The organism is Burkholderia sp. R-40 (genome assembly GCF_049942845.1).
Lineage (GTDB): Bacteria > Pseudomonadota > Gammaproteobacteria > Burkholderiales > Burkholderiaceae > Burkholderia > Burkholderia ambifaria.
This window is the reverse complement of the sequence record NZ_CP187967.1, coordinates 1,559,012-1,583,109: the sequence shown is the minus strand read 5'-3', so window position 1 is coordinate 1,583,109 and position 24,098 is coordinate 1,559,012. Positions and strand designations below refer to the sequence as shown.

Here is a 24,098-nt window from a genome sequence, read left to right as displayed (position 1 = left end):
GATGCGGCGTGGATACGGCACAATACGCAAAAATACATAAGCATTTCCCTCCGCCTGCCTGCGCCATGCCCGCTCTCGATTACCAGACTGCCTTTCACCTCGCGCCGCTCGGCCTCGTGATGTCGCGCGACCGCGTGATCGAGGACTGCAACGACGCGCTCGCGTCGATCTTCCGCTGCGCGCGCGCCGATCTGCTCGGGAAATCATACGAGGTGCTCTATCCGTCGCCGGGCGAATTCCAGCGGATCGGTGAACGCATTTCGCGGGTGATGATCGCGAACGGCATCTACGCCGATGACAGAATCATGAAACGGGCCGACGGCGAGCTGTTCTGGTGCCATGTGACGGGCCGCGCGCTCGACCGCACCGCACCGCTCGCGGCCGGCATCTGGACCTTCGAGGACCTGAGCGCGACACGCCGCGTCGCCGTCGAGCTGACGCCGCGCGAACGCGAAATCGCCGCGCAGCTCGCGACCGGCAAGACCAGCAAGCAGATCGGGCGCATGCTCGACATCAGTTCGCGCACGGTCGACATCTATCGCGCGCGGCTGATGCGCAAGTACGGCACGAACAATACGCCGGAGCTGCTGCAGCGCCTGCTCGGCCAGTAACACGCGCGCCGCAATGGCAATCGGCCGCGTGACGCGGCCGATTCGGGAGAACTTCAGGAAATGGCGACACACCGGCGCCCGTGCACCGGCGTCGATGCCGCCGCGCTCAGCCGACCTTCGCCGCGAGCGCGCGCTCGATCGTATCGCGCAGTAGTTGCGGCAGCGGCACCGACTTGCCGAGCGCATAGTCGACCCACACGCAGCGCGCATTGCCCCGTGCGTAGACGTGCTGCGGATCGTCCGCGCGCGTCAGCTCGAAACCAGTGTCGAAGCTGCTGCGGCCCGGCTTCGCGGCCGACATCCGCGCGATCACGTCGCCCGGATAGTGCAGTTGCTTCAGGAACTCCATCGACGCCGTGACGATCACGGGCCCCTGCCCCTCGCCGTTGCCGCCCGCGATGCCGAGTTCCTCGAACCACGAGATCCGCGCCTGTTCCATGTAGCGGAAATAGACCGTGTTGTTCACATGGCCGAACGCATCCATGTCGCCCCAGCGGATCGGCATCGACATTTCAAATACGGGGGAATATTCGCTCATTGCAGTCTTCTTTGTTGCGGAATGTCATCCACTCAGGCGAGGCCGAAGCCGTCGTCGGCGGAGATAATCGAGCCGTTGATGAACTGCGACTCGTCGGCCGCGAGCAGCAACAACAGCCCGTCGAGATCCTGCGGCTTGCCGACGCGCCGGCGCGGCAGTATCGACTGCAGCTTCTGGCCCTGCTCGGTTTCCCACAGGTAATGATTGATTTCGGTATCGATATAGCCCGGACAGATCGCGTTGACGTTGATCCCGTGGCGGCCCCATTCGAGCGCCATCGCGCGCGTCATCTGCACGACCGCCGACTTGCTCATCGCATACAGCCCGATCTGCGGGAACACGCGCAGGCCGGCCACCGACGCGATGTTGATGATCCGGTACGGCGGCTTGCCGTTGCCGTTCGCGCGCATCATCATCCGTTTCGCGACTTCCTGCGCGACGAAAAACGCACCGCGCGTGTTGGTGTCGAACACGAATTCGAAATCGGCCGGCGTCACGTCGACGAGCTTCTGCATCGTCGAGACACCCGAATTGTTGACGAGGATGTCGATCGTACCGGCTTCCGTCTCCGCGTGCGCGATGGCCGCCTTGATGCTCTGCACGTCGGTGACGTCGAGCGACACGACGTGTGCGGCACCGCCCGCCGCCTCGATCTCCGCGCGCAGTTCCTTCAGGCGCTCGACGCGGCGGCTCGCGAGCACGACCTTCGCACCGGCCTGCGACAGCACCTGCGCGAAGCGTTGCCCGAGACCGCTCGATGCGCCCGTGACCAGCGCGACCTTGCCTTCCAGATTGATCGATCGACCCATTGCACATCCCCTTTCGATATCGTTTCGCCGCGACGGGCGCCCTGCCCCACGCAGCATAACCCTGGCACAAAAAATAGAACGATCGTGCTAATCTATTCGCATGCTGTTGCGGCAAGCGTTTCGTTTCGCAGACAATACGCTCCCGAATAAAAGCATTCTAACGGTTAGAGGAACGCCAATGACCCCCGCAAGCCTCATCGAGCAGTACGGCCCGCGCGAATCGATGGAATACGACGTCGTGATCGTCGGCGGCGGCCCCGCCGGGCTGTCGGCGGCGATCCGGCTCAAGCAGCTGGCCGCCGAGAAAGGCACCGAGATCGGCGTGTGCGTGCTCGAGAAGGGTTCCGAGATCGGCGCGCACATCCTGTCGGGCGCGGTGATGGACCCGCGCGCGATCACCGAACTGTTCCCCGACTGGAAGGAACGCGGCGCGCCGCTCGACGTCGCGGTGACGGAAGACCGCTTCCTGTTCCTGTCCGAGACGGGCGCGGTCACCACGCCCAATTGGGCGCTGCCCGCCAACTTCCAGAACCACGGCAACTACGTGATCTCGCTGGGCAACGTCACGCGCTGGCTGGGGGCACAGGCCGAAGCGCTGGGCGTCGAGATCTTCCCGGGCTTCCCCGCCGCCGAGATTCTCTACAACGACGACGGCTCCGTGAAGGGCGTCGCCACCGGCAACATGGGCGTGGGTAAGGACGGCGAGCCGACCGAGAACTTCCAGCTCGGCATGGAGCTGCACGCGAAGTACACGCTGTTCGCCGAAGGCTGCCGTGGCCACCTCGGCCGTCAACTGATCTCGAAGTTCAAACTGGACGCGAACGCGGATCCGCAGGCATACGGGATCGGCATCAAGGAGCTGTGGGAAATCGATCCCGCGAAGCACAAGCCCGGCCTCGTGATCCACACGGCCGGCTGGCCGTTGAAGTCCGATACGTACGGCGGCTCGTTCCTGTATCACATGGACAACAACCAGGTCGTGGTCGGCTTCGTGGTGGGCCTGGGCTACACGAACCCGTACCTGTCGCCGTTCGAGGAATTCCAGCGCTACAAGACGCATCCGTCGATCCGCGCGTTCCTCGAAGGCGGCAAGCGCGTGTCGTACGGCGCGCGCGCGATCACGGCGGGCGGCCTGCTGTCGCTGCCGAAGACGGTGTTCCCGGGCGGCGCGCTGATCGGCGACGACGCGGGCTTCCTGAATGCATCGCGGATCAAGGGCAGCCACGCGGCGATCAAGACCGGCATGCTGGCGGCGGACGCCGCATTCGACGCGGTGCAGGCCGGCCGTCAGAGCGACGAGCTCAACGCCTATCCGGACGCCTTCAAGCAATCGTGGCTGTACACCGAGCTGTACCGCGCACGCAACTTCAAGCAGTGGATGGCCAAGGGGCTGTATCTCGGCACGCTGATGGTCGGGCTCGAGCAGAAGGTGATGGGCGGCAACGTGCCGTGGACGCTGCATCACAAGCATGCGGATCACGAGATGCTGAAACCGGCGTCGCAATGCACGCCGATCGAGTATCCGAAGCCGGACGGCAAGCTGACGTTCGACCGGCTGTCGTCGGTGTTCATCTCGAACACGAACCACGAGGAGAACCAGCCGGCGCATCTGACGTTGAAGGACGCGAGCGTGCCGGTGAACGTGAACCTGCGCACGTACGCGGGGCCGGAGGCCCGCTTCTGCCCGGCGGCGGTGTACGAGTTCGTGAAGAACGACGACGGTGGCGATCGCCTCGTGATCAATGCGCAGAACTGCGTGCACTGCAAGACCTGCGACATCAAGGACCCGACGCAGAACATCGTGTGGGTCACGCCGGAAGGCGGTGGCGGGCCGAATTACCCGAACATGTAACCTGCCGGAAAACGCCGCCTCGCGCGGCGTTTTTTTCACCCGTCCGACAGTCGATGCTGCGCTGCCCTCGCTCCGGCGTGCGACTCATGCATGGCACGCCAGAGCGGCCCGGTCAGCGCGCCGCGATCCGCCGACGGAAGTGCTCGGTACCGGACACGATCTTGTCGAGCACCGCATCGAGCGCCCAGAACCGCTCGCGCACGTCGTAGTCGATCGCGCGGCAGCGAATCGACGCGAACGTGCCGATCCGCTGGTGATAGATCTTCGCCAGCGCCGGGTAGCCCAGTGCTTCCGACACGGCCGAGACCACCAGGAACGTCGACAACTCGTCGGCGAGCGCCGGATCCGAGTCGCCCCGCGTGCGCAACCATCGATACAGATCCGGATGAAAGTTGGTAAACACGCCGTTGAAGCCGGCGGAGCCCGCCTTCATCGCATCCCACGCGATCGCGGCGTTCGCATTCAGGATCTTCAGCGGCGACCCCGCGGCGAGCGCCACGCGCCGCTTCACCGTCTCCAGGTCGCAACTCACGTCCTTGAGCATCACGAAGCGGCCGGTGTCGATGCACGCACGCAGTTCGTCATCGGACAGCAATCGGCGGTATGGCGCCGGACATTCATACAAGCCGAGCGGCAGATCCGACGGCAGGCGCGCAAGCAGCTTGTGGAGATGGTCGAGAAACGCGGCGCTGCCTTTGCGCTGCGGGTCGAGGCGGTTGGTCACGAGCACGACGCCCTGTGCGCCCGATTCCGCGGCCGCGCGCAACTCGGCGACCTGCGCATCGAGATCGTCGCTGATGTGCCCGGACGCGACGACGGGCACGCGCCCGGCCACGCGTTCGACCACGAAACGCGCGAGTTCCGCCCGTTCGGCCAGACTCAGGAATTGCATCTCGCTCGATTGCGCGACCGCGAACAGCGCATCCGCACCGTACGCCAGATACCATTCGATGAGTCGCTCGAGTCCCGCGTAATCGATGGCGCCGGCGTCGTCGAACGGCGTCAGCATCACCGGTACGATCCCCTCGATGGTCGCGCTCGACTGCTGATGGTGTTGCATCTGTTTCTCCTTGCTTTCTTGAATACGTGATGGAGGCGCGGCGCTCAGGCTGGCAGCGCGCCGGACGCGGTGCTCGCGGCCTGTTCGGGAATCGGCTTGCGAACCAGCAGCAGGTAGGCCATCGCCCCGGCGAAGGCGATTGCCGCCGCCGTCAGCAGCGCGGGCACGAACGACCACTTCTGCGCGATCACACCCGTCAGGATAGGCGCGAGGGCCCCGCCGATGAAACCGCCGAAATTCTGGATCGCGCCGAGCGATGCGATGCGGCTCGGCGGCGCGGCCGCCGTCGCGAGCGCCCACGAACACGCCGATGCCGCATTGGCGAGAAAGATCACGACCGAAATGCACGCGAGCGCGACCGTGTTGCTCTGCACGAGCGCGGCCGGAATCGTGAATGCGACCATCCCGAGCATCGCGACGACCACCGCGTTGCGCCGGCTCACGACCGGCGAGCGGCTGCGGCGCGTGACCACATCCGACAGCCAGCCGGCGACCAGCGAGCCGACGAATCCGCACAGGAACGGCACCGACGCCGCAAACCCGGTGCGAATGAGGCTCATGTGACGCTCCATCGTCAGGTAGCCCGGCAGCCAGGTCAGGTAGACCCAGTTCAGATACACGGACCCGAAGAATCCGATCAGCATGCCCCAGGTCGTGCCGTGCGAGAACAGGCTGCGCCAGTCGGCGAAGGTCAGCTTCGGCATCGCGACGGCGGTCTGCGCATCGGCGTCGAGATACGCACGTTCCGCTGCCGTCAGTTGCGCACGTGCCGGATCGCGGTACAGGGCGAACCAGATCACGGCGACGACGAGGCCGAGCGCACCCGTCGCGACGAACGCCCAGCGCCAGTTGAACGACGCGACGAGCACCGCCAGCAGCAACGGCGCGAGCGCGGTGCCGAGCGGCGATGCCGCGTTGAAGATGCCGGTCGGCGTCCCGCGCGCGCGCAGCGGAAACCAGTTGCTCACGACCCGCGCCGCCGACGGGAACTGCGGCGCCTCGCCGATGCCGAGCACGATACGCGCGACGATGAACCAACCGAAGGTGGCGACGATGCCGCCCGACGCCTGCGCGAGCGACCAGACGATCAGCCCGACGCCCAGCAAGCGGCGCGGTCCGATGCGATCGACGAGTCCGCCGACCGGGAACTGGCATAACGCATAGCTCCACGAAAACGCCGACAGCAGCAAGCCCATTTCGGAGAGCGACAGACCAAGATCGTTCCGGATGGCCGAACTCGCGACGGCCAGCGTGCCGCGGTCGAGATAGTTGACGATGCCGCTCACCATCAGCAGCGCGAGCGCGATACGTTGTCCGCGCCGGATGCGTGGCGGCGCCGTCGGAACTGCATGATTCTCGTTCATTGCGTCTGTCTCCATTGTCCTGAATGGTTGGCCGGGCTGCTGCCCGTTCCGTCGTCGCGGAATCTATACGGCCGCGCGCTCCACTTCTTCGCGGGTCGGAATCGAGGTCTGCGCACCGTGGCGCGTCACGCTGATCGCCGCCGCGTGCTGGCCGAACGCAATGGCGTCATCCATCGACGCACCGCTCGCGCGGGCCGCCGCGAAGCCGCCGACGAAGGTGTCGCCGGCCGCCGTCGTATCGACGGCGACCACCGCCCTCGCCCGATGGCGGCCATGCCCTGCCGTCCCGCGCCAGCAGACGCCGCGCGCGCCGAGCGTGACCAGCACGTTGCCGACGCCCTTCGCGCACAGCGCATCGGCGGCGCGCACCGCCGACGCGTCGTCGCCGACAGCGATGCCGGTCAGCGACTCCGCCTCCGTCTCGTTGACGACGAGGTAGTCGATGCGGGCCAGCAATGCGTCGAACAGCGGCCGGGCGGGCGCCGGATTGAGCAGCACGGGCGTCCGGTGCGCGATGGCGCTGCCGATGGCGCGCGCGACGGTCTCGATCGGCACCTCGAGCTGGCACACCATCAGCGCCGCGCCGGCGATCACGTCGCGCGACGCATCGATCAGCGCGGCATCGACGCAGGCGTTCGCACCGGGCACCACGACGATGCTGTTCGCGCCGTGTGCGTCGACCGTGATCGTGGCGACGCCGGTTGCCTCGCCGTCGATCCGGCGCAGGTGCGTGACGTCGATACGCTCCGCCGCAAGCGCGTCGTGCAGGCGTGCGCCGAACGCGTCGTTGCCGACGCAGCCGATCATCGCGACCGACGCACCGAGGCGCGCGGCAGCCACCGCCTGGTTCGCCCCCTTGCCGCCGTGGACGGTCTGGAACGAGGTGCCGAGCAATGTTTCGCCCGGTACGGGCAGACGCGGCGCGCGCGTGACGAGATCGACGTTGACGCTGCCGACGACGGCGATCCGCGGTGGCTTTACAGGATTCATCATCGAATGTAACCGCTTACATTTGAGACAAACAAAAGGGCCGGAAAGGCCGACGTCGACGAAAACTTCGCAATGCACCAGGAATCTATGTCTGACATAATACGGATTCGCATCAAGATAGCGCTTACATTCTCACAGGCCGGAACGGAAATGCAAGCGGGACCACGATGAATCGAGGGTAAACGATGGCGCTTTTCAGAACGGGCGGTGTCCGCGCGACAGCCGCGGCGAAGGGGGCCCGATGAGCACGCCTCCTTCCAGCGGCGGCGCGGCGCGCGCACGCCGCGGCAGCGGCCGGTCGGTGCTCGGGGATGTCGCGAAACTCGCCGGCGTGTCGACCGCGACCGTTTCGCGGGTGTACAACGATCCTGGCAAGGTATCGGCCGACGTACAGCAGCGCGTGCGCGACGCCGCACGCGCGCTGAACTGGATTCCGAACGCCGCCGGCCGCGCACTCGCGTCCACGCGCACCCACATCACGGGGGCGATCATCCCGACGCTCGACGACCAGGTGTTCGCGTCGCAGGTAGCGGGAATGCAGGCGGTCATGGCCGAACACGGCATCACCCTCTTTCTCGGCTGCTCGAATTACGACCCCGCGCAAGCGCTGGCGCAGGTGCGCGCGATGCTGTCGCGCGGCGTGGAAGCCGTGTCGCTGGTCGGTGAAGCGTATCCGCCGGAAGTCTTCGAACTGCTGCACCAGCATCGCGTGCCGTATGTCGTGACCTACGCGTATCGCGACGACAGCCCGCACTGCTGCATCGGCTTCGACAACCGCGCGGCATTCGCGCGGCTGACCACGCACCTGCTCGACCTCGGTCATCGCGATTTCGCGATCATCATGCAGCCTTCCGCGGACAACGACCGCGTGCAGGCCCGCCTGCGCGGCATTCACGACACGCTTGCCGCGCGTGGCCTCGCGGTGCGCCCGGTCCACCAGCACGAAGGCGCGGCAACGATCGCGTTCGGGCGGGCGAGCCTGCGCGCGATTGCCGACAGCGGCGCGACGCGCCCGACGGCCGTGATCTGCGGCAACGACGCCCTCGCGCTGGGCGCGCTGCTCGAGGCGCAGGCATTGGGGCTCGACGTGCCGTCGCAATTGTCGATCACCGGCTTCGACGACGTCGCGCTCGCGCGTGAAATCCGCCCGTCACTGACGACGATGTGGGTCGACACCGCTGCGATCGGGCGCAAGGCCGCGCACGCGTTGCTCGACGCGCTCGGGAACGGCGAAACCGGGCCCGGTTACGCGGTACAGCCGGAACTGCGGGTGCGTGAATCGGCCGCGCCGCCACCGCCGGCGCGGGCAGCCAAATGAAAACGGGGCGCTCGAGGCGCCCCGTTTCGCATCGTATCGGTCGAGCCGGCGAGTGCCGGCCCGCGCGGATCAGGTCGCGCTGCCGGCGATCTTCGGCGTCGACGTCTCGACGTCACCGCACTGCGCGCGATGGCGCAGCGCATGATCGATCAGCACCAGCGCGAGCATCGACTCGGCGATCGGCGTCGCGCGAATGCCGACGCACGGGTCGTGGCGGCCGAAGGTTTCGACCGTCGCCTCGTCGCCGGCCTTCGTGATCGAACGGCGCGGTGTGCGGATGCTCGACGTCGGCTTGATCGCGATCGACACGGTGATGTCCTGCCCGGTCGAAATCCCGCCAAGCACGCCGCCCGCATGGTTGCCGACGAAGCCGGCCGGCGTCAGTTCGTCACCGTGCACCGAGCCGCGCTGCGCGACGCTGTCGAAGCCCGCGCCGATCTCGACGCCCTTCACCGCGTTGATGCTCATCATCGCCTTCGCGATGTCCGCGTCGAGACGGTCGAATACCGGCTCGCCCCAGCCGACCGGCACGCCCGACGCAACGACGTCGATGCGCGCGCCGATCGAGTCGCCGTCCTTGCGCAGTGCATCCATGTAGGCTTCCAGCTCCGGCACGATCGCCGCGTTCGGCGAGAAGAACGGATTCTCGCGCACATGCGACCAGTCGACGAACGGCACGTCGATGTCGCCGAGGCAGCTCATGTAACCGCGCACCTCGACGCCGAAACGCTCGCGCAGCCACTTCTTCGCGACCGCGCCCGCGCCGACGATCGGCGCGGTCAGGCGTGCGGACGACCGGCCGCCGCCGCGGTAATCGCGGATGCCGTACTTCTGCCAGTAGGTGTAGTCGGCATGGCCGGGACGGAACGTCTCGACGATGTTGCCGTAGTCCTTGCTGCGCTGGTCGGTGTTGCGGATCAGCAGCGCGATCGGCGTGCCGGTCGTCACGCCTTCGAACACGCCCGACAGGATCTCGACCTCGTCGGCCTCCTGGCGCTGCGTCACGTGCCGCGACGTGCCGGGCTTGCGACGGTCGAGCTCGAACTGGATGTCGGCTTCGGTCAGCCCCATTCCCGGCGGGCAGCCGTCGATCACGCAGCCGATCGCGGGACCGTGCGATTCGCCGAAGGTCGTGACAGTGAAAAGCGTGCCGAGGGTATTGCCGGACATGATGGAACCGCCCAAAGAGAAATGGACAAACCGATGTGCTGCCGGGGCCGCGGGCAGGCCGATCGTTTGCCGGTCGAGAAAAAGAGGTAAACCGCTATTATGCCAGCCGCACCGGGCCGGCGGGCCGTGTGAACCGTTCAGACCACACGGGTCGGCCATCCATCCGGCCCGGCACGCTGCCGCCGGGCCCGCCGCGCTTTACTTGCGCGCGCCGCGCAGTTCGGTCACCGCGGCCTGCAGCGCCTCGGGTGTGGCGACCGAGGCCGGCATCGGCTCGCCGACCGCGAGCGTCAGGCGGCTCATCACGCCGCGCTTGATCGGCCGCGGCATCCGCGCATCGGAATGGCGCGAGAAATAGCTACCCCACAGCCCGCGCAGGGCCATCGGGATCACGGGCGCCGGCGTGCGGCCCAGGATTTCGGTGATGCCGCGGTGGAACGTGTTGATGTCGCCCGTCTTGGTCAGCTTGCCTTCGGGGAAGATGCACACGAGTTCGCCGTCCTTCAGTGCGGCCTCGCACGCGTCGTACGCACGCGCGAGCATGTCAGGATCTTCGTGGCGCGGCGCGATCGGGATCGCCTTCGCATGCCGGAACACCCAGCTCGCGAAACGTGCCTTGAAGATCCGGTGATCCATCACGAACCGGATCGGCCGCGGGCTCGCCGCGGCCAGCACGAGCGCATCGACGTAGCTCACGTGGTTGCACACGAGCACGGCCGCGCCCTCCGCCGGGATGCGCTCCGCATGCACGAGGCGAATCCGGTAGAACGTGTGCACCAGCACCCACGCGACGAAGCGCAGCAGGAACTCGGGAACGAGCAGGTAAATGTACGTCGCGACGACGACGTTCAGCAGCGCGGTGACGAGGAACAGGCCCGGGATATCGACGCCGGCATGGGTCAGCCCCATCGCCATCAGGGCCGACAGGATCATGAACAGCGCGTTCAGGATGTTGTTCGCGGCGATGATCCGCGCCCGGTGGGTGGGCGCGCTGCGGCTCTGGATCAGCGCATACAGCGGCACGCTGTAGAAACCGCCGAACATCGCGAGCAGGAACAGGTCGGCCAGGATGCGCCAGTGGCGCCCACCGGCCAGGAATTCCCCCACCGACAGCAGATGGCCGGGCGACGGCAGCGAGCGGCTCGCGAAATACAGCTCGATCGCGAACACGCTGATGCCGATCGAGCCGAGCGGCACGAGGCCGATCTCGACGCGCCGCTGCGACAGCCGCTCGCACAGCAGCGAGCCGAGGCCGATGCCGACCGAGAACGTCGCGAGCAGGACCGTGACGACGTCGGGGCTCGCGGACAGCACGTCCTTCGCGAAATTGAAGAACGACGTGAGGAACGTCGCGCCGACGAACCACAGCCACGAGATGCCGAGCAGGCTCAGGAACACGGTGCGGTTCTGCTTCGCGAGGCCGAGGTTGCGCCAGGTCTCGCTGAACGGGTTCCAGTTGATCACGAGATCGGGCTGCGGCGCCGGCGTCGGCGGCACGCGTTGCGCGACGAGCCGCCCCGCCAGCGCGATGACGACCACGCTGACGGCGAGCACGCGCTCGCCGCTGCCTTCGATGCCTGCGGCCGCGCCGCCGATGATCGTGCCGATCAGGATCGCGATGAACGTGCCCATCTCGACGAGGCCGTTGCCGCCGACCAGCTCATGCTCGCCGAGATGCTGCGGCAGGTACGAATACTTGACGGGGCCGAACAGCGTCGAGTGCATCCCCATCATGAACGTGCACAGATACAGCAGCGTCGCGCTATGCGTGACGAACCCGGCCGCGCCGACCAGCATCAGCGCGATCTCGAAGGTCTTTACGAAACGCGTGAGCGTCGCCTTGTCGTATTTGTCGGCGATCTGGCCGGACGTGGCCGAGAACAGCACGAACGGCAAAATGAAGATCGCGGAAATCAGGAACGCGGCCGTCTTCGCATCGACGCCGGAGAAGCGCGCGGTGTGATAAGTGACGAGCGACGTGAAACCGATCTTGAACACGTTGTCGTTCAGCGCGCCCAGGAACTGGGTCGTGAAGAACGGTGCGAAACGTCGCTGGCGCAACAGGTCGAACTGCGACGCGTGGGCGCGCCGTTCGTCGCGCGACGCGGAAGAGACTTGCGTGTGATCGCTCATGCGGAATACGCGCGCATCGTCTGGGCGAAGCTGCGCGGGCCTCGTGTTGTTGTTGTTGAAAAAACGGCGGCGCAGGATGAACCTGCGCCGCCGGTCGTCGGATGGCAGCGCCCGCACGTCATGGCACCGGGCGCGGCGTGCGTCACGATTTGTGCGCTTCGGCTTCCGATTCCGGCCAGTCGCGGATGTACGCCTTCAGCATCCGGTTCTCGAAGCTCTGCGCCTCGACGACCGTCTTCGCGACGTCGTAGAACGAGATGACGCCCATCAGCACTTTCTTGTCGAGCACCGGCATGTAGCGCGCATGGCGCTCGAGCATCATCCGGCGCACTTCGTTGACGTCGGTTTCCGGCGTGCAGGTGAGCGGCTCGTCCATCACCTTGCGCACCTGCACGTCGCCGATCGCACCGCCGTTCACGTGCAGGCGCAGGATGATCTCGCGGAACGTCAGCATGCCGACGAGATCGCCGTACTCCATCACGACGAGCGAACCGATATCGTGTTCGGCCATCGTATCGACCGCTTCGCGCAGCGGCTTATCGGGCGTCACCGTAAACAGCGTGTTGCCCTTCACTTTCAGAATATCGCTGACGCGCATCGTAGTCCCCTCATGCTTGAATGCAAATCGCTTTCGATCCTATCGGAAAGCCTGTCAAAAGGAAAGCGCGGGCCCGCGCGGCGCGGCCGCCGGCGCTTGCGGACGCGGGCCGCCCGCCGCACAATGGGTGCATGGACGGCGGCCCGAGGAGACGGCCATGGCGCATACGCATACGGAGCAGTTCGCCAGCTTCGCTGATTTCTACCCGTACTACCTGAACGAACACCAGAACCTGACGTCGCGGCGGCTGCATTTCATCGGCTCGCTCGGCGTGATCGGCTGCGTCGCGATGGCGATCGCGACGGGCTACTGGCTGTGGCTGCCGGCCGCGGTCGTGTGCGGCTACGGATTCGCGTGGGTCGGGCACTTCTTCTTCGAGAAGAACCGCCCCGCCACGTTCCGGCACCCGATCTACAGCCTGATGGGCGACTGGGTGATGTTCAAGGACATCTGCACCGGCAAGATTGGGCTGTAACGCCCGCCCGGCACCGCGTCACGCCGTTTTCGGCGGCCGCGCGTGCGGGTCGGGTGCCCCGTCGGGCACCGGCCCGGGCACGCTTTCCTCCGGTTGCGCACCTGTGAGCCGGTGCGCGGCGATCAGCGACGCGAGCGATACGTCGAACCGGTCGTTCGTCAGCACGTCGAGCAAGGCCGCCCCATCGACGTGGCTGCGGCGCCGCTGCAGCTGGTAGGTCAGCTCGGTGCGGTCGATCACCAGCACGTCGAACAGCTGCGCGAGCGTCAGGTGCGCCGGGTTCGCCAGCAGGATGTAGCGCGGCCCGACTTCACCGCCATCCAGCCGCGCGATCCATTCCCGCTCCTCCATCGTCAGCAGCAGCCGCTGCGCGGTTTCCATGTCGCAGCGCAACATGGTCGCGAGCCGCGTCGCCGTATAGCCCGCCTTGCCGACCTCGTGCGCCTCGGCCAGCCGCGCGAGCAGTTCGAGCGCGTCGAGCAGGTCGCTGCCCGGATAGTGGATGCGATGGAACTGGCCGACGCGGATCGCCGGCAGCGCGGACGCGACCATCGCGCCGAGCAGCGCGATGAACCAGCTCAGATACACCCACAGCAGGAACACCGGCAGCGCCGCGAACGCGCCGTATACGGCCGTATAGGTCGGAATGCGCCGCACGTAATAGCCGAAGCCGCGCTTCGCGAGCTCGAACGCGATGGCCGCGAACAGGCCGCCGATCACCGCGTCGCGCCATGCGACCGTGCAGTTCGGCAGGTACACGTACAGCAGCGTGAACGCGAGCACGGTCAGCGGCAGCGACACGAGCGCGAGCAGCCACTCGACGATCGACGTCGACGGCGCGGCGCCTGTGAACGCGAGCGACTGCGTAAACAGGTACGACGAAATCGACAGGCTCACGCCGAACAGCAGCGGGCCGAGCGTGATCAGCGCCCAGTACGCGAGCACGCGCTGCGCGAACGGCCGCGGCTTGCGCACGCGCCAGATCAGGTTGAACGCGGATTCGATCGTCATCATCGTCATCACCGACGTGACGACGAGCACGATCAGGCCGGCCGTCGTCAGCCCCTTGGCTTTCGCGGCGAACTGGTTCAGGTACTTGAAGATCTGGACGTTGAACTGCGCGGGCATCAGGTGGTCCGCGAGGAACCCCTGAAGCGAGATCTGGAACGACGAGAACATCGGGAACGCGGTGAACAGCGCGAACGCGACCGTCACGAGCGGCACGAGTGCCAGCATCGTCGTGAACGTGAGGCTGCCCGCCACTTGCGGGATGCGATCCTCGGCGCTGCGCCGGGCCGCGAACTGCGCGAGGCGCTTGATGGTGTCGAGATCGACGCTCAACTTCGGCAAACGGTTTCTCCTTCTTGATGCCGCGCGCCCGACGGCGCGCCGCCGCCGCGCTGCGCGACGACTTCAGCCCCTATAATAGCCGCTCGATCCAGCAGGGGCCGACTGCACCGGGCATCCGCGCGGCCGCACGCGGCCCCGCCGCCCATGAAAGACATTCTCGTCCTCTATTACAGCCGTCACGGCGCCACGCGCGATCTCGCGCTCGCGATCGCGAACGGCGTCGACAGCGTGCCCGGCATGCAGGCGCGCATCCGCACCGTGCCGTCCGTCTCGACGGTCTGCGAAGCCACCGCCCCCGACATCCCCGCCGACGGCCCGCCGTATGCGGAACTGCGCGATCTCGAGGAATGCGCGGGCCTCGCGCTCGGCTCGCCGACCCGCTTCGGCAACATGGCCGCCTCCCTCAAGTATTTCCTCGACGGCACGACCCCGCAATGGCTGTCAGGCGCGCTGACCGGCAAGCCGGCGAGCGTGTTCACGTCGACCGGCAGCCTGCACGGCGGCCAGGAATCGACGCTGCTGTCGATGATGCTGCCGCTGCTGCATCACGGGATGATGATCGTCGGAATCCCGTACACGGAAGCCGCGCTCAGCACGACGCGCACGGGCGGCACGCCTTATGGCGCGTCGCACGTGTCGCAGCACGATCGCAGCGCGGCCGCAGGGCTCTCCGCCGACGAAAAGGCGCTCGCGGCCGCGCTCGGCGTGCGGCTCGCCCGCGCGGCGGCCGCGCTGTCCGCCGCCCAGGCGACCGACGCCGCATGAACGCGCCCGCCCGCCCCGCCGCCGCCGGCCGGCCGCGCTATGCGCTGGCCGCCGCCGCGTGCCTTGTCGCGCTGATCGCACTGTCGCTCGCCTGGGAGCTGTGGCTCGCGCCGCTGCGCCCGGGCGGCTCGGCGCTGATGCTCAAGGCCGTGCCGCTCGCGCTCGCGCTGCCCGGCGTCTGGCGGCGTAACATCTATACGATGCAGTGGGCGAGCATGCTGATCCTCGTCTATCTTGCCGAGGGCATCGTGCGCGGCATGTCCGACCGCGAGCTGTCCGCGACGCTCGGCTGGTGCGAGACCGCGCTCGCCGTCGGCTTCTTCGTGGCTGCGCTTGCCTACGTCGCGCCGTTCAAGCGCGCGGCGAAAAAGCAGCGCGCTGCGTCCTGACCCTTACGCGACCGACCGTGATGATTTCTTCCGAAGCCTTCGTATCCGCCTGCCGCGACGCGATCGGCGCCGCCGGCGTGCTGACCGATCCGCACGACACCGAACCGTTCCTGACCGACTGGCGCCGCCGCTACAAGGGCAGCGCGTGCGCGGTGCTGAAACCGGCCGATACGGCGGAAGTCGCCGCGCTCGTCCGGCTCGCGAATGCGCACGGCGTCGCGCTCGTGCCGCAGGGCGGCAACACGGGCCTCGCCGGCGGCGCGACGCCCGACGCGAGCGGCGGCCAGGCCGTGCTGAGCCTCGCGCGCCTGAACCGCGTGCGCGCGCTCGATCCGCACAACAACACGATCACGGTCGAAGCCGGCGTGATCCTCGCCGACGTGCAGGCCCGCGCCCGCGAAGGCGGCCGCCTGTTCGCGCTGAGCCTCGCCGCCGAAGGCAGCTGCACGATCGGCGGCAACCTGTCGACCAACGCGGGCGGCACCGCGGTGCTGCGCTACGGCAACGCGCGCGAACTGTGCCTCGGGCTCGAGGTCGTGACGCCGCAGGGCGAGATCTGGGACGGCCTGCGCGGGCTGCGCAAGGACAACACCGGCTACGACCTGCGCGACCTGTTCATCGGCGCGGAGGGCACGCTCGGGATCATCACGGCCGCCGTGATGAAGCTGCATCCGCTGCCCGCCGCGCAGGTCACCGCGCTGGCCGCGCTCGAGTCGCCGCACGCGGCGCTCGACTTCCTCGCGCTCGCGCAGCGCGCGGCCGGCCCGCTGCTGACCGGCTTCGAGCTGATGTCGGACTTCTGCATGCAACTCGTCGGCAAGCACTATCCGCAGCTGCGCTACCCGTTCGACCGCCCCCATGCGCAGACGGTACTGCTCGAGCTGTCGGACAACGAGAGCGAAGCGCATGCGCGCGCGCTGTTCGAGAAGCTGATGGAAGAGGCGTTCGAGGCCGGGCTCGTGGTCGACGCGGTGGTCGCGGAAAATCTCGCGCAATCGCGTGCGTTCTGGGGCCTGCGCGAACACATTCCGCTCGCCCAGGCCGACGAGGGGCTCAACATCAAGCACGACATCGCGGTGCCGATCTCGTCGATCGCGCGCTTCATCGACGAAACCGACGCGGCGATCCAGCAGGCCGCGCCGGGCGCGCGGATGGTCACGTTCGGCCATCTCGGCGACGGCAACCTGCACTACAACGTGCAGACGCCCGAAGGCGGCGACCCGAAGGCGTTCCTCGCGCAATTCCAGAAGCCGATCAACCGGATCGTCTACGACAACGTGCATCGCCACCACGGCACGATCAGCGCGGAACACGGGATCGGCCAGTTGAAGATCGACGACGCGCAGCGCTACAAGTCGCCGGTCGAAACGGCGCTCATGCGCACGCTGAAGACGGCGTTCGACCCGCGCGGGCTGATGAATCCCGGCAAGGTCCTGCGCTGAAGCCACCTACCCCGGAGCGATGGCCATGAGAATCCGCGTGCTGTCCGACCTGCATCTCGAATGCAACGCGCCCGACACGATCGTCCATGCCGACGCGGATCTCGTCGTGCTGGCCGGCGACATCCACAATCACGCGGAAGGCCTGCGCTGGGCCGCCGAGACGTTCGATCCCGACGTGCCGGTGGTCTACGTACCGGGCAACCACGAGTACTACGACGGGGAATTCGGCGCGCTCGAAACCGCGATGCGCGACGCCGCGCATACGCTCGACAACGTGCATTATCTGAACAACGGCGTGTACGTCGATCCGGCGCGGCGCTTTCGCGTGCTGGGCACGACGCTGTGGAGCGATTTCACGCTGTTCGGCGCGGACGATGCGAGCGTCGCGCGCGCGATCGAGGCCGGCAGACGCGTGATGCTCGATTTCAAGGGATTGATCCAGGTGACGTGGCCGCATGAAGCCGCGCTGCATGCGGGCGGCACGCCGGAGCGGGACTTCGCGCCCGCCGACGCGATCGCGCTGCACCGGCACGGCCGCGCGTGGCTCGAAGCGCGGCTCGCGACGCCGTTCGCGGGGCGGACGATCGTCGTCACCCATCATGCGCCGCATCTGCGCTCGCTGGCGGAGCGTTACGCGGAAGACCTGGCGTCGGCGGGATTCGTCACGGACATGGCGGAACTCGTGCGGCCGCCCGTGGACCTGTGGATCCACGGCCACACGCATACTTCATTCGATTACGTGACCGACAGCGGCACGCGCGTGGTGTGCAACCCGCGCGGCTATATCTTCCGGCGCACCGGGGAACTGGAAAATCCCGCGTTTGCGTGGGACAAAGTGGTCGAGCTCGGCTGAACGCCGGGCCCTCAGGCCGCGCGATGCGGCCCTTTCCGATCCGGCATGCCGCCCGATCAGCGCTCGGCGCGGCGCGATCCGCTCGACGACGCGCGCACCCGCACCGGTACCGGCTTCATGCGTGCCTTCATCGCCCGCAGCAGATCCCGCGTGGCCGCGGCGGCGGCCGCCGCGCCAAGCAGAACGCCAAGGCCGATCATCAATTGCGTATCCATTGCGACTCCGGGTGTGGGCAGATCCATGTCTCTATGATCCAACAGTATCAAACTGTCTGCCGGCCGATGGTAAAAAAATGTTGCACGAACGACAAATCTCGTCAGATCGGCGTGGAGCGCGCCGTCATGTCGCAGCCCTGAACTGCGCGAGCACGGCTTCGTCGGCTTCGAGGGTGGCCGGCAACTCATCGCGCAGGAAATCGACCCAGGTTCGGATTTTCGCGTCGAGGTACTGGCGCGACGGATACAGCGCGTAGATGTTCATCACGTGCGACCGGTATTCGGGCAACACGCGCACGATGTTGCCGCTGCGCAGCCCACCGATCGCCGAATAGAGCGGCAACCCGCCGATCCCCATCCCTTCCCGCACGGCCACCGCGAGCGCCTCCGCGACGTTCACGCGGAACGGCGGCGCCGTGATCGGAATCACCTCGTCGCCGTGCGGCCCCGACAGCGCCCACTCGTCGAAGTGAAAGCCCGGCGCGACCATCCCGAGACAAATGTGCTGCTCGAGATCCGCCGGCGTATGCGGCGCGCCGTGCGCGTCGACATAGCCGGGCGACGCGCACACCACGCTGTAGCTCTCGCCGAGCCGCTGCGACACGAGCCCCGAATCGGGCAGGTCGCGCCCGACGACGATCGCGACGTCGTACCCCTCGTCGAGCAGGTCGGGCATCCGCTGCGCGAGCGTCAGCTCGACGTGCACGTCCGGATAGCGCTGCCGGTAGCGCGCAATGGCCGGCACCAGATAGTGCTGCCCGAGGCTCGTGAAGCAATGGACCTTCAGCTTGCCCGACGGGCGCGCGTGCGCGTCGCCCGCTTCGGCTTCGGCCTGATCGACATACGCGAGGATCTGCTCGCAGCGCTGCAGGTAGCGCTCGCCCGCTTCGGTCAGCGCGATCCGGCGTGTCGTCCGGTTGAGAAGGCGCGTGCGCAGGTGCGCCTCGAGATCCGACACGGCGCGCGACGCATAGGCGGTCGTCGAATTCATCTGCTGAGCGGCGGCGGTAAAGCTTCCCGCATCGACCACGCGGACGAATACCCGCATGTTTTGTAACGTATCCATCCCATTACCCCTTTGAATCCGGGTGGATTGTTGCACAGGGGCCAACAAATATTATCTCAGGATTCGTAAAAATGACTTGCACCGTTGTCCGTTTATTCAGGAATCACTGAAAAATATAATCGCATCCGACTCATCTATATCCGAAAGGGAGAAAATCGTGCAGTCTCCGGCAACAAAAGGGACGCTGGCACTGGCGGTTCTTGCAGTCTCATTAATAATGACCGGCTGCGCGAGCATGGGCGACAACAAGCCCAAGTCCACCCGCATCGAAGCGAACGCGCTCGACGCCGGCGCGGCCATCCGCGCGGCCGACCGCGACGCGGGCTGGCCCGCGTCCGACTGGTGGCGCGCGTACCGCGATCCGCAGCTCGACGCGTGGATCGCCGCCGCCCAGGCCGGCAACCCGTCCCTCGCGGCAGCCGAAGCCCGCGTGCGCGAAGCGCAGGCGATGGCGCGCGTGGCCCGGTCGGCGGAACTGCCGCAGATCAACGGCAACCTGTCGCTGATGCGCCAGCACTGGCCCGACAACGTCTACTACGGCCCGGGGCCGCTCGCCGACACCGACACGTGGAACAACACCGGCACGCTCGGCCTGTCGTACCACGTCGATCTCTGGGGCAAGGACAAGAACGCGACCGAGCGCGCGCTCGATACCGCGCATGCGACCGCGGCCGACGCACGAGCCGCGAAGCTCGAGCTGGAGGTCAACGTCGTGCGCGCGTATGTCGGCATGTCGATGAACTACGCGCTGCTCGACCTCGCGCACGAGACGTTCGAACGCCAGCGCGCGCTGGCCGATCTCGCGCGCAAGCGTCTGCAGGCCGGGATTGGCACGCAGCTCGAAGTCAGCCAGGCCGAATCGACGCTGCCCGACTATGAGCGCCAGATCGACAGCTACGAAGAAGCCATCCAGCTCGCGCGCCACCAGCTCGCCGCGCTCGCGGGCAAGGGCCCGGGCGCCGGCGACGCGATCAAGCGGCCGAGCCTCGCGCTCGACGCGCCGGCCGGCCTGCCGTCCGCGATGCCGGCCGACCTGCTCGGCCGCCGCCCGGACGTCGTCGCGGCCCGCTGGACGGTCGACGCGCAGGCCCGCGGCATCGATGTCGCGAAAGCCGCGTTCTACCCGAACATCGACCTGCTCGCGACGGTCGGCGGCTTCGGCGTGACCGCGCCGTTCACCGACTTCCTGCGCGCGATGAACGGCGGCTGGACGGCCGGCCCCGCGCTGTCGCTGCCGATCTTCGAAGGCGGCCGCCTGCGCGCGCAACTCGGTGCGGCCGATGCCGGCTACGACCAGGCGGTCGAGCGTTACAACCAGACGGTCGTCGGCGCGCTGAAGGACATCGCCGACCAGGTCGTGCGGATCCGCTCGCTCGATACGCAGAAGAAGGACGCCGCGCGCTCGGTGGCCGCCAACGATCGCAGCTACCAGCTGTCGCGCGAAGGCTTCCGCCGCGGGCTGACCGATTACGTGAACGTGCTGATCGCGCAACAGCAACTGCTGCGCGCGCAGGAGACGGCGGCCCGCATCGACGCGGAACGCCTCGCCGCGCACGCGCAACTGATGGCCGCGCTCGGCGGCGGCGTCGAAACGGGCGAGGACGGACGGGACGGCCATCCGTCGGGCGACCATCCGTCGCGCGACGAAGCCGCCGCGGGTGCCGCCGCGCCGGCGGCCGCATCGGGTGCGAAGCCCGTCGCGGCTATTGCCCGGCCTGCCCGGCCCGCGCAGGTCGCGACGGCCGGCGCGAGCGCCACGCCGGCCGCACGGTAACGCGGAGCGACCGTCATGTCAGCCTCCTCCCCCGCTTCCACGCCCGCCGGCGGCCCGCTCGCGGCCTGGTACGCCGCGTTCGGCGACTGGGCCCGCAACGACGGCGCCGCATGGCTCTATCTGTTCAAGGCGCTGCTCGCCGCATTCATCGCGACCGGCGTGTCGATGCGGCTCGACCTGCCGGCGCCGAAGACGGCGATGACCACGGTGTTCATCGTGATGCAGCCGCAAAGCGGCGCCGTGCTCGCGAAAAGCTTCTACCGGGTCGCCGGCACGATCTTCGGGCTGATCGCGACGCTCACGTTCGTCGGGCTGTTCCCGCAGCAGCCGCAGCTGTTCCTGCTGGCGGTCGCGCTGTGGATCGCGCTGTGCACGGCCGGCGCCGCGCGCAACCGCAACTTCCGCAGCTACGGCTTCCTGCTCGCCGGCTATACGACCGCGCTGATCGGCCTGCCCGCGTCGCAGCATCCGGACGGCGCGTTCATGAGCGCCATGACGCGCGTGTCCGAGGTCATCATCGGGATCGTGTCGGCCGGCGTCGTCAGCGCGCTGGTGTTTCCGCAGTACACGGGCGAGCAGATGCGCACGACGGTACGCACGCGCTTCGGCGGCTTCGTCGACTACGTCGCGGCGGCGCTGTCGGGCAAGCTCGACCGCGCGCACATCGAAACGATCCATACGCGCTTCGTTGCCGACGTGGTCGGTTTCGAGGCCGCGCGCAGCATGGCCGTGTTCGAGGATCCGGACACGCGGATGCGCAGCGGCCGCCTCGCGCGGCTGAACAGCGAGTTCATGAGCGTGTCGAGCCGCTTCCACGCGCTGCACCAGCTGATGAACCGGCTGCGCGCGGCCGGCGCACAGGCCGCGATCGATGCGATCGAGCCGTACTTCCGCGAGATCGCGCCGCTCCTGACCCGCAACGGCGAACCCGTGCGCACGTCGACCGATGCGGCGCGCGCGGCCGAACAGCTGCTCGCATGGCGCGACGCCCTGCCGCGGCGCATCCGCGCCACGCGCGCGGCGCTCGAAACGCAGCCGGATTTTCCGCTGCTCGACTTCGACACGGCCGCCGAGCTGCTGTACCGCTTCATCACCGACCTGCACGAATACGCGGCAACCTACGCGTCCCTGTCGACCGCGACGCACGAGCGCGAACGCTGGATCGAGCGCTACGAGCCGCGCACCAACGTGACGGCGATGGTGATCGCCGCGATCCGCACCGCGACCGTGATCCTCGTGCTCGGCTGGTTCTGGATCGCGACCGCGTGGCCGAGCGGCGTGACGATGACGCTGACGGCGGCGGCCACCTGCGCGCTCGCGTCGTCGACGCCGCGCCCGACCGCGATGTCCGCGCAGATGGGCATCGGCACGGCCCTGGCCGTCTGCACGGGTTTCCTGCTGATGTTCGGCATCTACCCGCACATCGACGGCTTCCCGCTGCTGTGCGTGGCGCTCGCGCCGCTGCTCGCGATCGGCATCTACATGACGATGAAGCCGAAGCTCGCGGGCTACGGGATGGGCTACCTGATCTTCTTCTGTTTCCTCGCCGGCCCCGACAACATCACGCACTACGACCCGACGAGCTTCATGAACGATGCGCTCGCGCTGGTGCTGTCGATGGTGGTCTCGGCGATCGCGTTCGCGGTGCTGTTCCCGCCGACCGCGCCATGGCTGAAGAAGCGGCTGTTCGCCGACCTGCGCCATCAGGTGGTCGCGGCGTGCCACGCACGGCTGGCCGGCTTGCGCACGCGCTTCGAGAGCGGCGCGCGCGACCTGATGTATCAGGCGCACACGCTGTCGGCCGACCAGCCCGACGTGCAGCGCGACGCGCTGCGCTGGATGTTCGCGGTGCTGGAGACGGGCAACGCGGTGCTCGACCTGCGCGCCGAGCTGGCGACGCTACCGTCCGACCCGCGCCATGCGCCGACGACGCCGTGGCGACGCGCGATCGAGACGATGCGCACCGCGCTGTCCGCGCTGTTCAGCAAGCCGAGCGCGAAGCGCTTCGACGCGACGCTCGCGGCGGTCAACGCCGCGATCGACGCAACCCGGCACACGCTCGATGCCGTCACGTCGTCGCGCGACGAGCGCCACCGGCTGCAGCGCATCCTGAGCCATCTGCATTTCGTACGCACGGCGCTGCTCGATCCGGAATCGCCGCTCGAGCCGCTCAACCGCAACCGCCCCGTGCGTCCCCAACAAGGAGCCTCGTCATGATGCCGCGTGAAATCGCCATTCTCGATGCCTACATGCCCACGGTGGTCCTGATGTTCGTCCTGGGTGCGCTGGCAACCTGGGCCGTCGACCGCGTGCTCGCCTATACGGGCCTCTACCGTCACGTCTGGCACCCGTCGTTGTTCCGCGCGTGCCTTCTCGTCTGCATTTGCGGCGGACTGAGTCTTGCCGTTTACCGTTGATTCCGAACCATCATGATGCTCAGAAAACTCTTCGGCTTCGTCGCGACCGCCGTCATCCTTCTCGTCGCGATCCTGATCGGGCGCTCGCTGTGGGTGCACTACATGGACGATCCCTGGACCCGCGACGGGCGCGTGCGCGCCGAGATCGTCAACGTCGCGCCGGACGTGTCGGGCGCGATCGTCGAGCTGCCCGTGCATGACAACCAGCTCGTGAAAAAGGGCGACCTGATCATGCAGATCGACCCGTCGCACTACCAGATCGCGGTCGAGCAGGCCCAGGCGGCCGTCGCCGCCCGCCGCGCGGAACTGCAGATGCGCCGCGACGACGCGGCCCGCCGCGCCGACCTCGACGCGCTCGTCGTGTCGAAGGAAAACCGCGAGAACGCGGCGCACAGCGCGTCGAGCGCCGACGCGCAGTACCAGCAGGCGATCGCCGCGCTCGACGCCGCTAAGCTCAATCTCGAACGCACGCGCGTGGTCGCGCCGGTCGACGGTTACGTGACGAACCTGCAGACGTTCAAGGGCAACTACGCGGTAGCCGGTCAGGCGAAGCTCGCAATCGTCGACAGCCACTCGTTCTGGGTCTACGGCTACTTCGAGGAAACCAAGCTGCCGCGCGTGAAGATCGGCGCCCCGGCCGAGATGCGGCTGATGAGCGGCGGCGTGATGAAAGGTCACGTCGAGAGCATCTCGCGCGGTATCTACGATCGCGACAACCCGCAAAGCCGCGACCTCGTCGCGGACGTGAACCCGACCTTCAACTGGGTGCGCCTCGCGCAGCGCGTGCCGGTACGCATCCGGATCGACGAAGTGCCGGCCGACGTGGTGCTGTCGGCGGGCACGACCTGCACGGTCATCATCGACCCGGACCAGCAGAAGAAGAAGTCGTAAGCGTCGGCGGCCGGGTGC

23 protein-coding genes are annotated in these 24,098 nt (G+C 67.6%); 12 read left to right on the top strand and 11 right to left on the bottom strand.

Going from position 1 to position 24,098, the window contains the following annotated elements; all coding sequences use genetic code 11:
• The first annotated feature begins 65 nt into the window (after positions 1 to 65).
• Positions 66 to 611: a PAS and helix-turn-helix domain-containing protein gene (locus ACP26O_RS07365; RefSeq protein ID WP_011656664.1), complete on the top strand. Its 546-nt coding sequence runs from the start codon at positions 66 to 68 to the stop codon at positions 609 to 611.
• 106 nt (positions 612 to 717) lie between these two features.
• On the opposite strand, the gene ACP26O_RS07360 is transcribed toward ACP26O_RS07365, so the two are convergent.
• Together ACP26O_RS07360 and ACP26O_RS07355 are read right to left on the bottom strand one after the other, a co-directional pair.
• A complete protein-coding gene (locus ACP26O_RS07360; RefSeq protein ID WP_006753331.1) occupies positions 718 to 1,149 on the bottom strand; it encodes an acyl-CoA thioesterase in 432 nt (143 codons plus the stop codon).
• A gap of 32 nt (positions 1,150 to 1,181) precedes the next feature.
• Complete coding sequence (locus ACP26O_RS07355) at positions 1,182 to 1,958, bottom strand: SDR family oxidoreductase (protein WP_011656663.1); 777 nt, start codon at positions 1,956 to 1,958, stop codon at positions 1,182 to 1,184.
• Between the two features lie 178 nt (positions 1,959 to 2,136).
• Here ACP26O_RS07355 and ACP26O_RS07350 point away from each other — a divergent pair, with 178 nt between their 5' ends.
• Positions 2,137 to 3,810: an electron transfer flavoprotein-ubiquinone oxidoreductase gene (locus ACP26O_RS07350; RefSeq protein ID WP_012363721.1), complete on the top strand. Its 1,674-nt coding sequence runs from the start codon at positions 2,137 to 2,139 to the stop codon at positions 3,808 to 3,810.
• Positions 3,811 to 3,922: 112 nt separating this feature from the next.
• Here ACP26O_RS07350 and ACP26O_RS07345 read toward each other — a convergent pair whose 3' ends face one another.
• The 3 genes from ACP26O_RS07345 to rbsK form a co-directional block, all read right to left on the bottom strand.
• A complete protein-coding gene (locus ACP26O_RS07345) occupies positions 3,923 to 4,870 on the bottom strand; it encodes a dihydrodipicolinate synthase family protein (RefSeq protein WP_175663832.1) in 948 nt (315 codons plus the stop codon).
• 44 nt (positions 4,871 to 4,914) lie between these two features.
• Positions 4,915 to 6,234, bottom strand: a complete 1,320-nt coding sequence (locus tag ACP26O_RS07340; protein WP_165751295.1) for an MFS transporter — start codon at positions 6,232 to 6,234, stop codon at positions 4,915 to 4,917.
• A 63-nt stretch (positions 6,235 to 6,297) separates the two neighbouring features.
• Positions 6,298 to 7,227: a ribokinase gene (gene rbsK / locus ACP26O_RS07335; protein ID WP_175664178.1), complete on the bottom strand. Its 930-nt coding sequence runs from the start codon at positions 7,225 to 7,227 to the stop codon at positions 6,298 to 6,300.
• Positions 7,228 to 7,465: 238 nt separating this feature from the next.
• On the opposite strand from rbsK, the gene ACP26O_RS07330 reads away from it, so the two are divergent.
• The gene (locus ACP26O_RS07330) at positions 7,466 to 8,542 is read left to right on the top strand and encodes a LacI family DNA-binding transcriptional regulator (protein WP_175663833.1); all 1,077 of its coding nucleotides are present in this window, start codon (positions 7,466 to 7,468) and stop codon (positions 8,540 to 8,542) included.
• A 69-nt stretch (positions 8,543 to 8,611) separates the two neighbouring features.
• Here the strand turns inward: ACP26O_RS07330 and aroC are convergent, their stop codons facing one another.
• The 3 genes from aroC to ACP26O_RS07315 all read right to left on the bottom strand — a co-directional run bounded on the left by aroC (position 8,612) and on the right by ACP26O_RS07315 (position 12,443).
• Entirely contained in the window at positions 8,612 to 9,712 is a 1,101-nt protein-coding gene (gene aroC, locus ACP26O_RS07325; protein ID WP_105830864.1) for a chorismate synthase, read from the bottom strand.
• 198 nt (positions 9,713 to 9,910) lie between these two features.
• A complete protein-coding gene (locus ACP26O_RS07320; protein WP_011656656.1) occupies positions 9,911 to 11,845 on the bottom strand; it encodes an MFS transporter in 1,935 nt (644 codons plus the stop codon).
• 142 nt (positions 11,846 to 11,987) lie between these two features.
• Positions 11,988 to 12,443 (bottom strand): CBS domain-containing protein, encoded by a 456-nt coding sequence (locus tag ACP26O_RS07315; RefSeq protein WP_006755543.1) that lies wholly within the window; start codon positions 12,441 to 12,443, stop codon positions 11,988 to 11,990.
• Between the two features lie 157 nt (positions 12,444 to 12,600).
• Here ACP26O_RS07315 and ACP26O_RS07310 point away from each other — a divergent pair, with 157 nt between their 5' ends.
• On the top strand, positions 12,601 to 12,918 hold the full coding sequence (locus ACP26O_RS07310; protein WP_012363714.1) for an Mpo1-like protein: 318 nt from the start codon (positions 12,601 to 12,603) through the stop codon (positions 12,916 to 12,918).
• Between the two features lie 18 nt (positions 12,919 to 12,936).
• On the opposite strand, the gene ACP26O_RS07305 is transcribed toward ACP26O_RS07310, so the two are convergent.
• Complete coding sequence (locus tag ACP26O_RS07305) at positions 12,937 to 14,268, bottom strand: YihY family inner membrane protein (protein ID WP_175655845.1); 1,332 nt, start codon at positions 14,266 to 14,268, stop codon at positions 12,937 to 12,939.
• A gap of 144 nt (positions 14,269 to 14,412) precedes the next feature.
• Between ACP26O_RS07305 and wrbA the strand changes: the two genes are divergently transcribed.
• Genes wrbA through ACP26O_RS07285 form a run of 4 tightly spaced genes read left to right on the top strand, consistent with a single transcriptional unit; the run spans position 14,413 to position 17,717 of the window.
• Positions 14,413 to 15,033: an NAD(P)H:quinone oxidoreductase gene (gene wrbA / locus ACP26O_RS07300; RefSeq protein WP_175663834.1), complete on the top strand. Its 621-nt coding sequence runs from the start codon at positions 14,413 to 14,415 to the stop codon at positions 15,031 to 15,033.
• Positions 15,030 to 15,422 carry a DUF2069 domain-containing protein gene (locus tag ACP26O_RS07295; RefSeq protein WP_175663835.1) on the top strand — a complete coding sequence of 131 codons (393 nt, stop codon included), beginning with the start codon at positions 15,030 to 15,032 and terminating at the stop codon, positions 15,420 to 15,422. The genes wrbA and ACP26O_RS07295 overlap by 4 nt, the downstream gene beginning before the upstream one ends.
• A gap of 20 nt (positions 15,423 to 15,442) precedes the next feature.
• Positions 15,443 to 16,864: an FAD-binding oxidoreductase gene (locus ACP26O_RS07290; RefSeq protein ID WP_175664179.1), complete on the top strand. Its 1,422-nt coding sequence runs from the start codon at positions 15,443 to 15,445 to the stop codon at positions 16,862 to 16,864.
• Between the two features lie 25 nt (positions 16,865 to 16,889).
• On the top strand, positions 16,890 to 17,717 hold the full coding sequence (locus ACP26O_RS07285) for a metallophosphoesterase (protein ID WP_105830858.1): 828 nt from the start codon (positions 16,890 to 16,892) through the stop codon (positions 17,715 to 17,717).
• A gap of 56 nt (positions 17,718 to 17,773) precedes the next feature.
• Here the strand turns inward: ACP26O_RS07285 and ACP26O_RS07280 are convergent, their stop codons facing one another.
• Together ACP26O_RS07280 and ACP26O_RS07275 are read right to left on the bottom strand one after the other, a co-directional pair.
• Positions 17,774 to 17,932, bottom strand: coding sequence for a hypothetical protein (locus tag ACP26O_RS07280; protein ID WP_175663836.1), 159 nt, complete (start codon positions 17,930 to 17,932; stop codon positions 17,774 to 17,776).
• Positions 17,933 to 18,056: 124 nt separating this feature from the next.
• On the bottom strand, positions 18,057 to 18,998 hold the full coding sequence (locus ACP26O_RS07275; protein ID WP_011656649.1) for a LysR family transcriptional regulator: 942 nt from the start codon (positions 18,996 to 18,998) through the stop codon (positions 18,057 to 18,059).
• A 157-nt stretch (positions 18,999 to 19,155) separates the two neighbouring features.
• On the opposite strand from ACP26O_RS07275, the gene ACP26O_RS07270 reads away from it, so the two are divergent.
• From ACP26O_RS07270 to ACP26O_RS07255, 4 genes are read left to right on the top strand one after another with little or no spacing between them, the layout of a single operon-like run.
• Positions 19,156 to 20,772, top strand: coding sequence for an efflux transporter outer membrane subunit (locus ACP26O_RS07270; RefSeq protein WP_175663837.1), 1,617 nt, complete (start codon positions 19,156 to 19,158; stop codon positions 20,770 to 20,772).
• A 15-nt stretch (positions 20,773 to 20,787) separates the two neighbouring features.
• Complete coding sequence (locus ACP26O_RS07265; protein ID WP_175663838.1) at positions 20,788 to 22,989, top strand: FUSC family protein; 2,202 nt, start codon at positions 20,788 to 20,790, stop codon at positions 22,987 to 22,989.
• Entirely contained in the window at positions 22,986 to 23,189 is a 204-nt protein-coding gene (locus tag ACP26O_RS07260) for a DUF1656 domain-containing protein (RefSeq protein ID WP_006755504.1), read from the top strand. Before ACP26O_RS07265 ends, ACP26O_RS07260 begins: the two co-directional genes overlap by 4 nt.
• A 12-nt stretch (positions 23,190 to 23,201) precedes the next feature.
• A complete protein-coding gene (locus ACP26O_RS07255) occupies positions 23,202 to 24,080 on the top strand; it encodes an efflux RND transporter periplasmic adaptor subunit (RefSeq protein ID WP_011656646.1) in 879 nt (292 codons plus the stop codon).
• The last annotated feature ends 18 nt before the right edge of the window (positions 24,081 to 24,098 follow it).

Bases quoted from the DNA above. Each gene is read 5' to 3' on its own strand.
- ACP26O_RS07345 (WP_175663832.1), bottom strand. From the start codon at position 4,870: ATGCAACACCATCAGCAGTCGAGCGCGACCATCGAGGGGATCGTACCG.
- ACP26O_RS07280 (WP_175663836.1), bottom strand. From the start codon at position 17,932: ATGGATACGCAATTGATGATCGGCCTTGGCGTTCTGCTTGGCGCGGCG.
- ACP26O_RS07320 (WP_011656656.1), bottom strand. From the start codon at position 11,845: ATGAGCGATCACACGCAAGTCTCTTCCGCGTCGCGCGACGAACGGCGC.
- ACP26O_RS07330 (WP_175663833.1), top strand. From the start codon at position 7,466: ATGAGCACGCCTCCTTCCAGCGGCGGCGCGGCGCGCGCACGCCGCGGC.
- ACP26O_RS07365 (WP_011656664.1), top strand. From the start codon at position 66: ATGCCCGCTCTCGATTACCAGACTGCCTTTCACCTCGCGCCGCTCGGC.
- aroC (WP_105830864.1), bottom strand. From the start codon at position 9,712: ATGTCCGGCAATACCCTCGGCACGCTTTTCACTGTCACGACCTTCGGC.
- ACP26O_RS07355 (WP_011656663.1), bottom strand. From the start codon at position 1,958: ATGGGTCGATCGATCAATCTGGAAGGCAAGGTCGCGCTGGTCACGGGC.
- ACP26O_RS07340 (WP_165751295.1), bottom strand. From the start codon at position 6,234: ATGAACGAGAATCATGCAGTTCCGACGGCGCCGCCACGCATCCGGCGC.
- ACP26O_RS07360 (WP_006753331.1), bottom strand. From the start codon at position 1,149: ATGAGCGAATATTCCCCCGTATTTGAAATGTCGATGCCGATCCGCTGG.
- ACP26O_RS07265 (WP_175663838.1), top strand. From the start codon at position 20,788: ATGTCAGCCTCCTCCCCCGCTTCCACGCCCGCCGGCGGCCCGCTCGCG.
- ACP26O_RS07275 (WP_011656649.1), bottom strand. From the start codon at position 18,998: ATGGATACGTTACAAAACATGCGGGTATTCGTCCGCGTGGTCGATGCG.
- ACP26O_RS07315 (WP_006755543.1), bottom strand. From the start codon at position 12,443: ATGCGCGTCAGCGATATTCTGAAAGTGAAGGGCAACACGCTGTTTACG.
- wrbA (WP_175663834.1), top strand. From the start codon at position 14,413: ATGAAAGACATTCTCGTCCTCTATTACAGCCGTCACGGCGCCACGCGC.
- ACP26O_RS07290 (WP_175664179.1), top strand. From the start codon at position 15,443: ATGATTTCTTCCGAAGCCTTCGTATCCGCCTGCCGCGACGCGATCGGC.
- ACP26O_RS07350 (WP_012363721.1), top strand. From the start codon at position 2,137: ATGACCCCCGCAAGCCTCATCGAGCAGTACGGCCCGCGCGAATCGATG.
- ACP26O_RS07310 (WP_012363714.1), top strand. From the start codon at position 12,601: ATGGCGCATACGCATACGGAGCAGTTCGCCAGCTTCGCTGATTTCTAC.
- ACP26O_RS07255 (WP_011656646.1), top strand. From the start codon at position 23,202: ATGATGCTCAGAAAACTCTTCGGCTTCGTCGCGACCGCCGTCATCCTT.
- rbsK (WP_175664178.1), bottom strand. From the start codon at position 7,227: ATGATGAATCCTGTAAAGCCACCGCGGATCGCCGTCGTCGGCAGCGTC.
- ACP26O_RS07295 (WP_175663835.1), top strand. From the start codon at position 15,030: ATGAACGCGCCCGCCCGCCCCGCCGCCGCCGGCCGGCCGCGCTATGCG.
- ACP26O_RS07285 (WP_105830858.1), top strand. From the start codon at position 16,890: ATGAGAATCCGCGTGCTGTCCGACCTGCATCTCGAATGCAACGCGCCC.
- ACP26O_RS07260 (WP_006755504.1), top strand. From the start codon at position 22,986: ATGATGCCGCGTGAAATCGCCATTCTCGATGCCTACATGCCCACGGTG.